Here is a 15,981-nt window from a genome sequence, read left to right on the forward strand (position 1 = left end):
TAATACTTGGGGAATGTGTGATGAAATTTAAACTGTTCTGTTCCATGATTGTTGCAGCAGCAAGCATGATTAGCCTGTCAGTATCTGCCAACAATGATCCACTGCTTGGACAATGGAAAACCATTGATGACCGTACCGGTTATTCTCTGGCAGATGTCATCATCAGCAAGGATGCTAAAGATCGTTATATGGCCAAAATTGTAAATGTACGTGAGGTTCCGGGGGCGGTTCCACAACAAAACTGTACTCAATGCACCGGCTCTCTCAAGGATCAGCCTCTGGTTGGACTGACCATGCTTAAGGGTCTGAGCAGTCATCCAGAAAAGACCAATGAATTTATTAATGGCACCCTGCTCGACCCCATCTCGGGAAAACTATATCAGGCACGTGCACGTCTGAAAAATAATGGTCGACATCTGGCAATTCATAGCCGAACTGAAGGAGCTCCAGTCGGGCGTAATATGACCTGGATCAAAAACTGAAAATTACCTTGTTCAAGTCATGCGATATGACTTAGACAAGCTTCAAACATTTTCGATAAAACATGATTCTTCGTTCATTTAACCCATATTAAAACAACTTTCATCACAAAATAATAAATTGATTTATAAAGTTATTATTTATAAATTAGAGCAATAAATCTATTTTCAAAACACGATAATTTCCTAGGATGGATATGAAACAATTAGTACGCGCTTTATGTATGGGGATTTCTTTAGCAACCGTATCAGTATGCAGTTTAGCCAATGTAGATCCATTGATTGGAATATGGAAGACTGTAGATGACCAAAGTGGCTATTCACGTGCAGATGTCGAAATCCGCAAAAAACCTGATGGCACCTATGAAGGGATTATTGTCGAAACCCGGAGTCTACCAGGTGCCGAAAAACAAGTTATTTGCCATAACTGCCCTGGCAAGCTCAAAGGTAAGCCATTCATTGGCTTACCTTTTATTTGGAATTTTAAACAAAATCCAAATAAGCCAAATGAATACATCAATGGTCAAGTCTTGGATCCTATTGGGGGCAAGATCTATAAAGGTAAAGCACGTTTGAACGCTAATGGTAAACGCTTAACTCTACGCGGTTATGTAGGCGTTTCCGTAATTGGACGCAGCGTAACTTGGATAAAACACTAATTTAGTTAGCCTTTTAAAAAGCCTCTACTCGGAGGCTTTTTTATTGTCATGATTTGAAACAATAAGGTACAAATCTTCACTGTTGTAGTGCATTAAAACTCAGAATAATGGATCGAACACGGTTATTTTTTATCCATTTACTATGTTCAGATCATATACCTATATGCTTCAACGATTACCTGACTCTTTATTAAAAGCGGGTCACGGCATAGGAGTGTCCAAAAATAAAAATAAGCAATATGGTGATGCATCCGAAACTATTTTCGACCAATGTTCGGCAAAACAGTTGCTATTGCGTGGCAGATATCAGCCACTTTTAGCTCATCACTTGCCTAACTTAAATTTAAACAGGTTTTGTACCTCCAGCAGTTTTTGCACGACTGCCACGCATATATTGAATCATGGGAAATCTGATCTCAGGCATTATCTCCAATCCTATCTATTACTACATGCCCCCGATCTGATTCACAGCAATGACTTTAGTCTGGATATTTAAGGAGCAGGCCATGACCACCATTCAATATAAAGAAAATTTTTCTCAGGGTTTTATCCCCTCAGAAATCATGGATGACCATCAATTTGATCTCAGCCATTTTGCAGAAGCATGCGGGCAAAGCCCGGAATGGGTAATGCAGCTGATGGAACATGGCATTTTACCTAACCGTAGTCGTAACACTTCCTATCATTTCATTGGTGAAGATGTTACCCGAGCACAACGGGCGTACCGCTTACAACGTGATTTTGATGCATCTTTTAGTGCTGTCGCCATGATGCTGGATCTGATTGATGAAGTTCAACAGCTACGTCGTGAAGTGAAGCATCTGCACTTCAAATAACCTCCCCCTCCCTGGTCTATCTCGGCTGAAACTGAGATGGTTCGGGGATTCTTACATTATTTTTTTGAGTTTATAACTGATTATGAAAACCAGAGATTGCAATAAAAAATTAAAGTACATGTTCCCCGAATATCGCGACCTTATTACCCAGCTCCGGGATGAAAATCCGTATTTCGCCCGTATTTTTGAGGAACATGATGAATTGGATCGACAGATTGCACAGCTGGCATTAGACCCGGTAAATCTTGTTAATACAGACATCGAAGCAATCAAGCGAAAAAAATTAAAGCTAAAAGATGAGATTTACAGACTACTCAAGAATTCAGAGGCAGATCCTTTGACCTGATTCAGGATAGTTAAGACTAAAAGCAGGCAACTCATGTTATAAGAATCCAAAAGTGATTTTAAGCATAAGCTGGAGAATTATTAGTATCTTACTTCCTGCCTCTATAAAAATGCCAGAAACCTAAGGTGGTCTAAATAATTTAGTGGATGATATTTTGTTCATAAGCGAAATAATCAATTCAGTATTGTTTAGATCACATCTCCGCTGACAGCAAATTCAATTAACTTTAATTTGCTGCCAGCGCTCTGGTCAAAATAAAATCTAAAAATATGATCAAGACATAATCCTCCAGCAACATCATCGCAAGCGATGTAATTCAAATATTGACCGGATTTAACGGATTTCTCTCATTTATCAGCCGGTATTTTTTTGATTTTATAAACTTCAGATGTAAAAAAGCCTGCATAAAGCAGGCTTTTTCCAGACTTTAAAAGTCATCTCACAATTAAGCTTGTTCAATGTCTTTCATTGTCAATTTGATACGGCCACGGTTGTCAACATCAGCAACCTGTACTTTCACTTCCTGACCTTCTTTCAATACGTCTGCAACATTGGCAATACGTTCGTTAGAAATTTGAGAAATATGTAGCAGACCGTCAGTACCTGGCAGGATATTAACGAACGCACCGAATTCAACGATACGAATCACTTTACCTGTATAGATCGTACCTGGTTCAACTTCAGCAGTCAGCGCCTGGATTTTTGCAATCGCAGCTTGTGCAGCAGCTTTAGTTTCACCAAATACGCGTACTGTACCATTGTCTTCAATATCAATCGCAGCTTTGGTTTCTTCAGTGATTTGACGAATAGTCGCACCACCTTTACCAATGACATCACGGATTTTGTCAGGATTAATGGTAATTACCTGGAAAGTCGGTGCGTGCATAGAAATTTCTGGACGAGCACGTGAAATCACCTGGTTCATTGCATTCAGGATGTGCATACGACCTGCATACGCCTGGTTCAAAGCAACTTCCATGATTTCTTCAGTGATACCTTCGATTTTGATATCCATCTGAAGTGCAGTAATACCGTTTGCAGAACCGGCTACTTTAAAGTCCATATCACCAAGGTGATCTTCGTCACCCAGGATGTCAGAAAGAACTGCGAAACGTTCGCCTTCTTTCACAAGACCCATCGCGATACCAGCCACTGGTGCTTTAATTGGTACACCTGCATCCATAAGTGACAAAGAAGCACCACATACAGAAGCCATTGAAGATGAACCGTTCGATTCAGTGATATCAGATACGATGCGGATTACATACGGGAAGCGGTCAGCTGCTGGAAGAACAGCTTGCACACCACGACGTGCTAAACGACCATGACCAATTTCACGACGTTTAGGACCGGATTCACGACCAGTTTCACCTACAGAGTATGCAGGGAAGTTGTAGTGAAGCATGAAGTTGTCAGTTTTAGTACCTGACAATGTATCAACCATCAAGGCATCACGTGTGTTACCTAAAGTTGTTGTTACCAACGCCTGAGTTTCACCACGTGTAAACAATGCTGAACCATGTGCACGGTCTAACACGCCAACTTGTACGTCAAGTGCACGCACTGTTTTTGTGTCACGACCGTCGATACGTGGCTTACCAGATAGGATGTTGTCACGTACTGTGCGGTATTTCAGATCTTCAAACAATTCGTTCAAATCATCTGCAATACCAGTTTCGTCATTTTCAGGAACGAATTGAGCAACTGCTTCAGCTTGAATTGCATCAAGTGCCGCATAACGGTCTTGCTTAATTGCAATGGTATATGCTTCAGAGATTTTCGCTTCAAACGCTTCTTTCAGTTTTGCCTGAAGATCTTCGTTTTTAGTTGGAGCAACCCAAGTTGATTCTTTCGCGCCAGCTGCAGCAGCAAATTCTTTAATTGCTTGAATCGCGATTTGCATTTCGTCATGACCGAACAATACAGCGCCCAGCATCTGGTCTTCTGAAAGTTCTTTCGCTTCAGATTCAACCATCAATACCGCAGATTCTGTACCTGCAACCACCAGGTCAAGGTCAGACTGAGCCATTTGCTCATAGTTCGGGTTAAGAACATATTCACCGTTGATCAAACCAACACGTGCGCCACCGATTGGACCACGGAATGGTGTACCCGCAATCGCAAGTGCAGCAGAAGTACCTAACATCGCAGCGATGTCAGCTTCCATGGTTTTGTCAGAAGAGATTACAGTCGCAGTCACCTGGATCTCATTGTAATAACCTTCTGGGAACAATGGACGGATTGGACGGTCAATCAGACGTGAAATTAAAGTTTCAGCTTCAGACGCACGGCCTTCACGTTTACCATAACCACCCGGGATACGGCCTGCAGCATATTGCTTTTCTTGGTAGTTTACGGTTAACGGGAAGAAGTCTTGACCCGCTTTAGCAGTCGGTTGGGCCACAACAGCAACCAGTACGGTTACGCCGCCCATAGTAATCACAACAGTATTGGCCTGGCGTGCAACACGACCAGTTTCAAGAACCACTTGGTGCTGACCAAACTGGAATTCTTTACGAACAATATTAAACATCGACATGTTTTATTTTTTCCTAGTTCTTGTGAACAATTATTCTAGTGGAGACCCCTAAGGTTTGGCATTCACGTCCATTTGAACGAGTAAATGACAAAGCTTAGAAGCCGACCTCACCAGAAAGAAACACTAATTTTAAACACAAAGAAGGAGCGAAACATTCGCCCCTTCCTAGGCCTGACTAAAAAGCCAAGCTGACTTTAGTTTTCAGCTGTAAAGCACAATGCATGCAATAAACCCGAAAATAAAGCTTAAATCGAATTAACGACGTAAACCTAAAGCACCGATCAAAGCAACATAACGACCGTGGTCTTTACCATTTAGGTAGTCAAGAAGCTTACGACGTTGGTTAACCATACGGATTAGACCGCGACGGCTATGGTGGTCGTGTTTATGCTCTTTGAAGTGACCTTGTAAGTCATTGATTTGAGCAGTTAAAAGAGCTACTTGAACTTCTGGTGAACCAGTGTCGTTTTCAGCGCGAGCGAATTTAGCGATGATCTCTGCGCGATCTGCGTTTGTTAAAGCCATTCGATTTCTCCGAGATGCTTATATATCTTGATAAAAATCAAAGTAATGAGAATTCAGAACATTGACTGCCGTGCATCACTACAGCAAGTTGCATATTTTAAGGGAAATTACGTTAGATTGCAAAAATAGATCATGCGACGATAGATAGATTTAAAGAAATCCACTCAGTTCACTGGAAGCAGATCATTTATCTGCAAGATAAACCTTGTCGAACTGGGTTAGAGATTGAACGAAAAATTATGAAAAACGCCTTAATTATTTCAGACAAATATAGAACAGCTGATCTTTCGCCTCATTGGCTAGATACACAGGTAATTTTATTTAACTATAAAAAAAAGCCCGAGAGGACTCGGGCTTCTTGTGCGCTGTAGTTTCTTCTTCTTCATTATTTTTTTATTGTTTATTGTTTTTATTACGCTGCATCGCGCTTTATAGTTATTATTATTAATAAAAACTTTCCATGTTCTTACTACAACATCCCTGTGTAGTAGATTCTGCCACAAAGCCGGGCTACTCATAGACGCATTTTTCGCATCTATATGTAAGTATTTTCTTACATTAATTAACCTAAATTGTGATTAATATTACACAAATCTCATTTTTAACCCATCTTGTTCATCTTACACAGATGATTTAGATAAATTAAATAATTTATAAAATTATGCTACCTTTCCATAAACTCAAGATATAAAAAAGCCTTGTAGTCTCTCCCAAAACTACAAGGCTTAGCGGCTGTAAGTTTCCTCTTTTTCACCTACATCAATGTAAGTTCGCTGTCTCACGACTTTCTTATAATAATTATGCGATTATACTCAACTTTCCTTGTTGAGTTCTTTGTAGGGCCCATCTTCTCAAAAAGGGCAGTGAAGCTCTATCCGCAAATCTCCTGAATCGCTGTAAGCATATGCTTACATTAATCAGTTTAACTATCACCTGAAAAGTTATGACACTGTTCAATGATTTTTTTACTTAAGCCACTACGACGGGTAGTTTTCAGGCTTAATGATTGTATAAATGCTTCACGATCTACCAATAGTGTGACTGCTTTTTTTGCACGTGTAATCGCTGTGTAAATCAGTTCCTTACTTAACAGGTTACTGGCTTTATGGTCCAGTACGACTGCAGTATGCCTAAACTCTGAACCTTGGGATTTATGAATGGTTAGAGCAAAGGCAGTTTCAATACTTTTTGGCAAACGTGTTGCCAAAACCCATTTTTCCAGACTCGGAAAATAGACTTCAAACTGGCGCTGTCCAAGATGCTCCCGCAGGAAACAGATCCCAATATCCCCATTTGATAGTCCCAGCTGGTAATCGTTATAAGTCATCATCACCGGACGACCGATATACCAGTCGCCCTGCTTGATCTGCCCGGTTGCAGTGAGCAGGCGCTGTTCAATCTGCTGATTGAGTCGGGTCAGACCAAAAGCCCCATGACGGATTGCAGTCAGGATACGGTAATCATCAAAATGACGAATAATCTGCTCTACAAACCTATTAAAATCTTGACTGCCTACCTCTATTTTGAGAGCCTGTACATAGCCCTGATAACCATACATCAGCTGGTCATAATAAGGTTGAGCATCATTGAGCAGTAGATTTTCCGGCAGGTATTGCAGCTGTAGATGGTCAATTTCAATCTGCTCCAGATCAATGGTCTGCAGCTCGGATGCAGTTACCACTTGCTGTTCAAATTCGGTTAACAGATCATGATCAGGATTTGCTTTCTGAATAAAATGTGCCAATGCACCAATCCGTGCACCTTCACTAAACCGTCGAGATTTCATTAGATTGATCCGGTTATTGGCCAGGGCCGGAACCTGCTGCAAATCAGCCAATACTGTGCCAACATCAACAGAAGCCAACTGATTCGCATCGCCCAGTAGAATCAAACGCGCCCCATCTGGCACCGCTGCCAGCAGCATCTGTGCCAAGCTCAGATCAAGCATAGAGGCTTCATCGACCACAATCACATCATAAGGCAGTGGCTGTCGGGCATGGAATCTTGGCTGTGCAGTTATTCCCAAACCTAAGAGACGATGCAAAGTCACAGGTTGTAACTGTTTTAAGGTTTCCAAGTCAAACTGGGCCAGTGCCGGACTGCTCAAGGCATTCTGCAACGCTTCCTTCATACGCTGTGCCGCTTTGCCGGTTGGTGCTGCCATGGCAATCCGGATGTCCGGCAAACTTTCATTCAGCACCGCAATGATATGTGCCAGCGTATAGGTTTTCCCGGTTCCCGGGCCACCCGTAATAATACTTAAACCTTGACTGGCCACCATTTCCAGCGCTTTCTGCTGTTGCGGATCAGCAAGCAGGCTACGATGATAGCCATTCAACTGAACAGCTTTTAACTGCTGGGATTTGATGCGAGCCACATGCGCAGCGATTGCTTGTTCCATTTTCCAGTAACGGTACAGGTACAACTGCTGGTCTTGAAAAATAAAGGGTGCAATCGCATGCTGATCAGACTCACCACGGCGCACTAGATTGTGCAGCAAGGCGACTTGATCCTCTGCAGCGTCAATACAGCTGTTACCATTTTGCATGGCTTCCAGTACGGCATGCATGAGCAGCTTGGCCTCATCGCCAAAGTTAGCTGAACTGAATGGCGGCTGACATATATGCTCGATCCAGGGCATCAATGGCGAAGCCAGCTGTGATATGTGATTTTGCTCATTTTCCACACAGTTATCCTCAAACTTATCCACAGGATAATTTTCTGTTTCTATTGTATATATTTCTTAGTTTCGCCATTTTATGCTGACTTATTCACCGCATAATAGCCCAGAATATGATCCAATTTTTGGATAAATTCAACTTCAGGCTGCCAGTGATATAGCCCCTGTCCGGCCTGCCCATTCATGCCACGCAGATACAAATAGGTCGCTCCACCCAGATGCTGCCGGATGTCATAACCCTGCAAATTAGCGCTTAAATAGCGGTGCATGGCGACCAGATACAGGGCAGCCTGCAACCAGTAACTGGAATGCGTCATGCTGTCATGAATTGCTTCCGGCAGATAATCCTGCTGATTGGCACCGAGATAGTTACTCTTATAATCAGCGATGTGATAGCGCTGACCATCAAAATATACCAGGTCAATTGCCCCGGTCAGGTAACGTGCCGATTTGGCCTCATTAAAGTCCGGCATGATCAGGCCATAATCCGCAAACAGCTGCTGAATCTGGCGAATCTGTAACGGGGCATCATTCAAAGCCAGATAAAACGGGAATTCCGACAAAAAGCTGTGCTGATCCAGCTGGCTTAAACGAAACTCGCTCTGAATCGGTGTGTTCAGGATTTCCCCGACCCAATCATGCATTAGATTCAGCAGAATATCTTCGGATAATTCTTCAAAGAATAGATCCGCTGACTGCTGCATTAGTCCAGTCACATCAAGATTTTCATGCGTGCTTGCTTTAGGCAGCTGCCCCATTTCCTGCTCAAACTGCTGAATAAAGGCATCATCATCCAGTTCCAGAAAATAACGCTCAAACTGCGTCATAAACTGTAGAAAATGAGTGACATCTAAAGATGGCTGCTGGAAAAAGCTGTGCCATGTATGGCGATAGGCAACACTTTGGTCATGCAAGCGGATATCGGTCAACAGTTTGTAGTTGACGCTGGCCATAACATGCAAAATAGCCTCAGCTAGCGCTCCTGCTTTTAAGCTGGCATTACTGGCTACCCGTTTAAACAGAGTATTCAGGTTAATCGTGGCCTGCAGATAATACTGCTGGAAGGCCTGCTGCAGTAGCTCTAGAATCTGAAAATCCTGCTGGAACCGGTCTTTCAATTCCATCCAGATATGTGGCGCGGTATTCTTGAAACGACGGCGGATTTCCAGATTCCAGTAACTGCTATCCTGAAAATCCAGATGCTCGAAAATACTGTGCAAGAAAGTTCCGGCCACAGTACCTTTAGGAAAATTCAGCTTGATCCAGTCCAATGGCTGTTGCAGCACTTCTGCTTCTGTCTGCAGATGGATTTCATCGGCAGCACTTTCTGGGTGTTCATATAGACTGACCAGATCATCTTGCAGTACGGTTACATGCAGCTGATGTCTCGATAAAGCGGTGAAGCTGGTTTTGGTCCGTGGATAGAACTGCTGTTCCGGTAAAGGATGAGCAACTAATTCCAGTGCTGTTTGCATCTGTTCTACCACAATACGCGGTGGTGCTGCTGTTAAGGTATTTTCCATACAGCTGAGCGGGTGCTGGAAGACCTGCTCGCCCTGCCCACGCCAGTAGGCCAGACACGAATCTGATTGACCACTCTGATCCTGTAGCATGGCGTAAACCCGATGGCTGGCACGCGTTAGCGCCACATACCAGAGACGGTGATTCTCTGCGGCATTCCGTGCGGCATTCTGCAGCTGTGCCTGCTCATGCAGATCCTCACGATTTACCGCAATCACTCGTGACTGATTCAGAATATCGTCCTGCTCATGACCGGCCAGCGAGAAGTTAAGGTTACCTTTGTTGACGTCAAACGGCGCATCAGCGCCCATCAGGAATACGATTTTGAATTCAAGACCTTTGGAGGCATGAATTGTCAGCAACTGTACGCCACGGTCACCGGAGAGCTTGCGCTCTTTTTCACTGTCTTTGCCAGAAGGAGACTGTAACTGGCGCAGATACCAGTGATATAGCTTCTGTGCACCCTGATAATATTCGCTTTGCTGCGACAGGATTTCGGTCAGATGACGCAGATTAACCACAACCCGCTCATTATCAATGCTCTTGCTCGATACCAGATTAGTCCAGACGTCAAATAGGTTCAGGGTATAGTTCCAAGCACTCAGGAAGCCCTTGTCGAACCACATTTCCCGGATCACCTCAAAATCGGCAATAAAAGTACTTAGGCCAACTGGCTGCTGTTGCAGCTCCAGCAGCTTTTTCAGGTCAAAGCCGAGCAGACGGGTCACTAAAGCACGACGAACCTTGGCCTCATTAAACGGGTCCATGATCGCGGTCAGCACCGCGGCGACATCCTGTGCCACGTTGCTGGCAAAGACACTCTGTTTTGATTCCTTATAACAGGCAATCCCCATGCGTTGCAGACGCTGCTTGACCTGTTCCAGCGCATAATGTCCAAAGGACAGTACAGCAATATCATCCTCAGTTAGAGGAGCAGAACTGTCCTGCTGCTGGAAATATAGTTGTTGCTGTGCAGCTTGGTTCAGTAATTCGCGGATTTTCCAGGCCACCTGATCGGCTTCATGCTCCTGCTCACCCAGCTGCATCCAGCGTAATGGATAAGGATTAGCTTGTGCGGAATCAATCAGGTCCGGATGGGGACGACTACCGGCTTGAATCAAACTATAATTAACGCTTTCACCAAAATCCATCTGCCGCTGAAACAGGGCATCAACCACTTCCACCAAAGCTTTGACCGAGCGGTGGTTCTGGGTCAGGGTATATTCATAGCCCTGCTTTAAACGGACATCAGCATGTGTCTTGTTATAGGTCAGCATGTCGCCGCCACGGAAACCGTAAATCGCCTGTTTTGGATCACCAACCATGATCATACAGCCGAGCTGTACCCGCGCAGCATCCCGCCAGATTCGTGCCAGCAGATCGTCCTGATCCTGGTTGGTGTCCTGAAATTCATCTACCAGAATTAAGGGATAACGTGACTGCACAAACTGGGCAAAACGGCGCCCCTGCTCACCTTGTAAGGCTTCAGTCAGGGTACGGATCTGTTGCGAGAAGGTAGTCTCTCCCTGCTTCTGTAAAGTTTGTGGCAGACGATGCTGCACACTGCGAATCACGTGATATTCCAGATAAGCCGTGAGCTGTTTGAATTTCTCATCCAGTGCCTGTTTCACATTGCACAGGGCTTCGATGGCACAGATCAGCGGATGGCTGAGGAAATACTGCTGCTCTTCTTCGCTACAGCTTTTGGTAAAACGCTGCTTGCCTGGCTGAAAATCAGTTTTATTACGCAACAGATAACATAACTTCAGCACTAGCTTGCACAGCTCAGGATCAAAGAAGCACATACCCTTCTGTTCACTCAGCTGTACCGCCCAATCAGAAAAATTGCTGCAGATTTCCAACAGTTTTGCATGAAAGTTTTTATAAAAATATTTCGGGGTTTCGGCGCAGTAAGTCTGTATCTTGAGCAGTTCTGCCGGACTGATATTGACCAGCTGCTCAATACAGGCATCCAGTTCACCCAAATCCCATTCTACCTGGCGGACTGATTGGAAATGATTGGCGCTAAAATTGAGTGCATCACGTACCAGCCCCACATAGTGTTCAGGAGCTTTGAGCTGGTTCTGTAAATACATCTGGTTAATGACATACTGCGGCTGCTGCTGGATCCATTCCCGTAGCACATCATGAATCAGCTGCTGAATATACAGGTCCTGATCTTCAGTCAGTTCAGCACGTTCAATCCGACCACTTTCAAAAGCAAATTCACGCAGTAACTTTTGACTAAAACTGTCCAGCGTGCCGACAAACAGTTCATCCAGCTGATTCAGCACCAGACCCAAACGACGGCGAGCATAGTCCATGCGGTTGCCATAGTCTTTTAACACTTTCTGAAACAGCGGATCAGATTCCTGCCCGATCTGCTGGGCCATTTCTACCGAATTAAGATGCTGATAGCGCTGGATATAACGCAAAGTTTCTTCCACACGTGCGCGTACCCGGCTTTTCAGTTCAGCTGTTGCTTTACGGGTAAACGTCGTCGCAATGACCTGATGTGGATAGTATTTATCCAGAAAAATCCGTACCATCAGGCTGGACAGAGTATAGGTTTTGCCGGTTCCCGCCGAAGCCTCGATCCAGTGCAGACCAGTAAAGGTCATGTCCTGAATTGGATTGGTTGAAGTTTTATGTTGCTGTTGAGGGGCGATGGTCATTTATTTTACCCACTCTAAATGTTGTTGAATTGGAGCATACAAGTCATAGGCAAATTTCAGCAGGCTATGCTGCAACGCCTGCTCTGGATCCTGATCCTGCAAAATGAACTGCCAGTCCTGATGCAATACACAGGACTCATCCGAACTCAGTGGGCGGGTACTTTCATAGGTATTGTTCCAGGCTGCCAACAGCTTATCCAGATCACCAATAATCATTTGACCCTGCTCATTGGTTTCCCATTGCCAGTCTTTTTTCAGAATGAGCTCAGCCGGCAACACTACCGGTTGCTGCTGACCTGCTTCCCAAGCCTTAAACCAGTGAGTCAAATATTCTTTAGCCTGAGAAGATGTCACCTTGCAGAATTTTACGGTCTTGTTACTGAACAGCACAATTCGTTCCAGCTCTGCGGTATAACTGTCATCATTTAAATAGGCCAGCCAGAGCAGATATTCCAGCCAGACATGCGCGCGACGGCGCTCCGAGGCTGAAGCGGACTGCATGCTCAGCCAGTACAACGCATTCGGTTGCTGCGGCACAGTAATCTGCAACATCAGATCAGATGAATAACGATAGTTTTGCTGCGTGGTACAAGTAATCTGTTTGTCCAGTTGCTGTAGGCGCTGCTGCAGCAATTCCTGTTCCTGCTGGGTACTCAGCCAGGTTGCTCCCTTGGTTTTTCCGACTGGCAGACGATCCAGCATCAACCGGGTATCTATTTCCTGTTCCTGCTGCTGCAGGAAATCCCGTACCTGATATTGCTGCAATTTATCCAGCAATAATGGTTCCTGTGCCGCGGGCAAGTCTTTATATTTCACGCTGGAAATGCCAACACTTTTCAGGAACAGACGTGCCGGGAAGATCATGTCCCGAATCCATTCATCGCCATGCAGAATCCGAATCTGCTCCTGCTGTACTGGCGGACAATGGATATTAATCCAGCTGCGACGCTGCCCTTCAGCCTTACAAAGAAAAAAAGCCACATCATGCCACTGATCCTGAAAACGTGGGGTACGTAGTGTACTAAAACCAACTGGATCAAAAGGCTGTAAAGGATGCACATGATAGAGCTGCTGGATATGCGCTGCGACTGGCAAGCCATTCATCTCGGTCATCACATCGACATCTGCATCTGGATGCTCGGACTGGCAGATCAGGGCAATATGCTGGATCAATTCCTGCAGTGACGTGGATGGATCACGCACTTCGCCATCATTCACATCAAAGCCGTTGTAGAACAGCCACAGATTTTCCTGTGCTAACAGCAAGGCATCCAGAAATGCACCCTGATCATCATCCAGACGGGAGCGGTCACCGAGCTGTGGCTTAAGAATGCTCATCAAGTCAAACGGTAGCTGCTGATTTCGGCTCGGGAATTTGCCCGTATCCAGATTCAGCATCACCACCAGCTTATAAGGCAGCGGGCGAATCTGGCCAATCTGGCTAAAGGTAATTTGTCCGGTCGGTTCGGCCTGATCCAGCTGCATGTCCAGACTATTCTGGATTTCTTCCAAGACATAAGGCAATGGTAAGCTCAATGCCACCAGTTCCTGAATCGCATTTGGATCATCCTGATCATGATAATCGGCCAGCGTCAGCATACGCATCTGCTTTTCAATGATTTCTGCTACGGTTTTTAATGACTCAACTCCATTGCTGCGGAATTCATTCACGTCCCGATTTAGATATTCCAGCCAGGTTTTTACCGGTGTACGCTGTCCCTGCTCATGCGCATTCAGCCAGCCGCGACGTTCATCGAAATCCTCATAAATCTGGATCAGGATAACAATCAGCGGAAAATCACTGCTGAGCACTTTGGCATAACTGAGAGTATCTTCAAACAGCTGATGTTCTGGCACCGCCATGCCCAGTACCAAGCGATCCAGAGCAAAGCGGAAGCTAAAGCGGTAATCTTCATCACCTTCATATAACTGTTGCTGTAAATGCTGCTGATCTAAACCGCGCTTAAAACCGGCATCACTGAGTAGCTGGATAATGCGTTCCACTTGTGCATAGTCCAATGCATAGTACTGTTGGGTCGCACTTAAACTCAGCCAGTCGGCAAAATCTTCAATGCTAAAACGGCGATGCATCAACTGTATGCGGCCCAGCACGGCACGCCAGGCATTGCTGACATCCAGACGGGATACCCCGGATATCTGGATCGGCAGATAAATATTGTTTTTGCGCAGACGGGACTGGCTACCTTCTCGTTCACGTGGTGGTGGAGCAAAGACACTACGAATTGCCGGTTCCAGTTCTTTCAGGTTTGGACTCAATACCAGGATGTCACTGGGCTGACGCGGTACTTCTTCCGTGCCCTGAGCCAGCCAATGAATGATCTGTTCGCGCAGTACTTCCAGTTGGCGTAATGAAGAATGACAGACATGGATCTGTACCGAGCTATCGTCCGGCTTCAAGGGATAAGTATGCCGCTCCGGTTCTACCAGATACAGAATATCCGACTGGATTTTTGCCAGCAGATGGTCCTGATAGTCATCGACAAAGGCATCCGCCCAATGTCCTTCCTCACCCGAAGACAGTTTGGATAATAACGAGAAGTGATCCCGTGCCTGCTTACCAAAACGGGTCAGTAAAGGATGACGTGATTCACGGTCTTCAGCATTAAAGTTCAGCTGGAACTTTTTCCAGAATGCAGCAATTTCCTCATCACTCGGCTTGCCTCCACGCGACTGTTCGTATTTGCGGATAAAGCGTTCCTGTACACCCAGGTCATAGCGCGCCTTCCAGCTCGGATCGACACTATCCGCCCAGTATTCCTGTGACGGGTTAAAATGGAAAATATAAATCTCGATGTACTGACCCAAACGGCGCAAGAAATCCAGCTGGGACGGTGGCAATTCCAGCATGCTAAAGACCACCACCTGGGATGGCAGCTGCTTTAAGGCCTGCGCTCGGGTTTCCGGATTTTCAATGCGTTCCCAGTACAGCTTTTCAATTTCCAGGATTTTGGCATAGTCATCCTGAAATACGTTTTGCCACAGCCAGCGCTGCCAGGCTTCCAGTTCCCGCGCCTGAATTTTGACGAAATCTGCTACCGGAATTTCCTGGCCATTTTCATCTTTGGGGATATATAGCATCTGCTCTATTTCTAAAGGCAGATTCTGTCCCCAGTTGTTCAGCCAGTTGGTCGGGCAACTACATTGTTGCGGCGGACAATTGCGTGCGCAATAGCCGCGATAGTCCATATAGTGGCTAAACAGGCGCGATACCTGTTCACAGACCCAGTACAGCATGCTTTGCTTTTTAAGCAGGCGCTCATTCGGCTGTTCCAGACGGTCAGCGCTGTCATAAATTCGCTTTACAATCGAATACAGCGGATGCTGGGATTTGAGTGGAATTTCATCCGCCAGAATGGTCTTGCGCAGCGCCTGAAAGGCTCGCCATTTAATGATGATACGTGGAATATTGGCTTCACGGACCTGCTCCAGCTCTTTCTGACTGTTCAGTACCCATTGATAAGAAGTCCATTGAAAAGCACGAATTCGGTGGTGAAATTGTGTATTGGCACTGATGCCCTTTTTCTCGGCAATTTTCTGGGTGAGCCAGGCTTCAACGGCAGGCGAAGGCACAATGAAATGCTGCGGCTCAAGCACCTGAAAAGCAGTTCTTTTCTGCTGACTCGTAACCAGCAGCATGCTATCCAAAAGCACATCAATTTTCTGACTTTGAATAACATGAATAGCCATGAATTCCCCAAAT

Annotated in this window: 9 protein-coding genes; 4 read left to right on the forward strand and 5 right to left on the reverse strand. The window is 45.2% G+C overall.

Translation table 11 applies throughout. The annotated features are described in order from the left end of the window. Window positions 1–17: 17 nt before the first annotated feature. The 4 genes from ACS72_RS03060 to ACS72_RS03075 all read left to right on the forward strand — a co-directional run bounded on the left by ACS72_RS03060 (window position 18) and on the right by ACS72_RS03075 (window position 2,320). The gene (locus ACS72_RS03060; RefSeq protein WP_081405818.1) at window positions 18–482 is read left to right on the forward strand and encodes a DUF2147 domain-containing protein; all 465 of its coding nucleotides are present in this window, start codon (window positions 18–20) and stop codon (window positions 480–482) included. A gap of 194 nt (window positions 483–676) precedes the next feature. Then, the gene (locus ACS72_RS03065; protein ID WP_048881190.1) at window positions 677–1,138 is read left to right on the forward strand and encodes a DUF2147 domain-containing protein; all 462 of its coding nucleotides are present in this window, start codon (window positions 677–679) and stop codon (window positions 1,136–1,138) included. A gap of 506 nt (window positions 1,139–1,644) precedes the next feature. Continuing rightward, window positions 1,645–1,974 (forward strand): chaperone modulator CbpM, encoded by a 330-nt coding sequence (locus ACS72_RS03070; RefSeq protein ID WP_008303908.1) that lies wholly within the window; start codon window positions 1,645–1,647, stop codon window positions 1,972–1,974. An 82-nt stretch (window positions 1,975–2,056) separates the two neighbouring features. Further along, window positions 2,057–2,320, forward strand: coding sequence for a YdcH family protein (locus tag ACS72_RS03075; RefSeq protein ID WP_008303905.1), 264 nt, complete (start codon window positions 2,057–2,059; stop codon window positions 2,318–2,320). A 445-nt stretch (window positions 2,321–2,765) separates the two neighbouring features. Here the strand turns inward: ACS72_RS03075 and pnp are convergent, their stop codons facing one another. The 5 genes from pnp to ACS72_RS03100 all read right to left on the reverse strand — a co-directional run bounded on the left by pnp (window position 2,766) and on the right by ACS72_RS03100 (window position 15,968). Then, window positions 2,766–4,853: a polyribonucleotide nucleotidyltransferase gene (gene pnp / locus ACS72_RS03080; RefSeq protein ID WP_171056640.1), complete on the reverse strand. Its 2,088-nt coding sequence runs from the start codon at window positions 4,851–4,853 to the stop codon at window positions 2,766–2,768. 261 nt (window positions 4,854–5,114) lie between these two features. After that, window positions 5,115–5,384 carry a 30S ribosomal protein S15 gene (rpsO, locus tag ACS72_RS03085; RefSeq protein WP_004637724.1) on the reverse strand — a complete coding sequence of 90 codons (270 nt, stop codon included), beginning with the start codon at window positions 5,382–5,384 and terminating at the stop codon, window positions 5,115–5,117. A gap of 922 nt (window positions 5,385–6,306) precedes the next feature. Then, complete coding sequence (recD, locus tag ACS72_RS03090; protein ID WP_048881191.1) at window positions 6,307–8,070, reverse strand: exodeoxyribonuclease V subunit alpha; 1,764 nt, start codon at window positions 8,068–8,070, stop codon at window positions 6,307–6,309. Window positions 8,071–8,141: 71 nt separating this feature from the next. Then, window positions 8,142–12,260, reverse strand: coding sequence for a UvrD-helicase domain-containing protein (locus tag ACS72_RS03095; RefSeq protein WP_048881192.1), 4,119 nt, complete (start codon window positions 12,258–12,260; stop codon window positions 8,142–8,144). Beyond that, window positions 12,261–15,968, reverse strand: a complete 3,708-nt coding sequence (locus ACS72_RS03100) for an exodeoxyribonuclease V subunit gamma (RefSeq protein ID WP_048881193.1) — start codon at window positions 15,966–15,968, stop codon at window positions 12,261–12,263. Window positions 15,969–15,981 lie beyond the last annotated feature (13 nt).

The organism is Acinetobacter sp. VT 511 (genome assembly GCF_001077515.1).
In the GTDB taxonomy this organism is placed as follows: Bacteria; Pseudomonadota; Gammaproteobacteria; order Pseudomonadales; family Moraxellaceae; genus Acinetobacter; species Acinetobacter schindleri.

Excerpts from the sequence above, each read along its gene's own strand:
- ACS72_RS03065 (WP_048881190.1), top strand. The coding sequence starts at position 677 with ATGAAACAATTAGTACGCGCTTTATGTATGGGGATTTCTTTAGCAACC.
- ACS72_RS03070 (WP_008303908.1), top strand. The coding sequence starts at position 1,645 with ATGACCACCATTCAATATAAAGAAAATTTTTCTCAGGGTTTTATCCCC.
- ACS72_RS03075 (WP_008303905.1), top strand. The coding sequence starts at position 2,057 with ATGAAAACCAGAGATTGCAATAAAAAATTAAAGTACATGTTCCCCGAA.
- pnp (WP_171056640.1), bottom strand. The coding sequence starts at position 4,853 with ATGTTTAATATTGTTCGTAAAGAATTCCAGTTTGGTCAGCACCAAGTG.
- rpsO (WP_004637724.1), bottom strand. The coding sequence starts at position 5,384 with ATGGCTTTAACAAACGCAGATCGCGCAGAGATCATCGCTAAATTCGCT.
- ACS72_RS03095 (WP_048881192.1), bottom strand. The coding sequence starts at position 12,260 with ATGACCATCGCCCCTCAACAGCAACATAAAACTTCAACCAATCCAATT.
- ACS72_RS03100 (WP_048881193.1), bottom strand. The coding sequence starts at position 15,968 with ATGGCTATTCATGTTATTCAAAGTCAGAAAATTGATGTGCTTTTGGAT.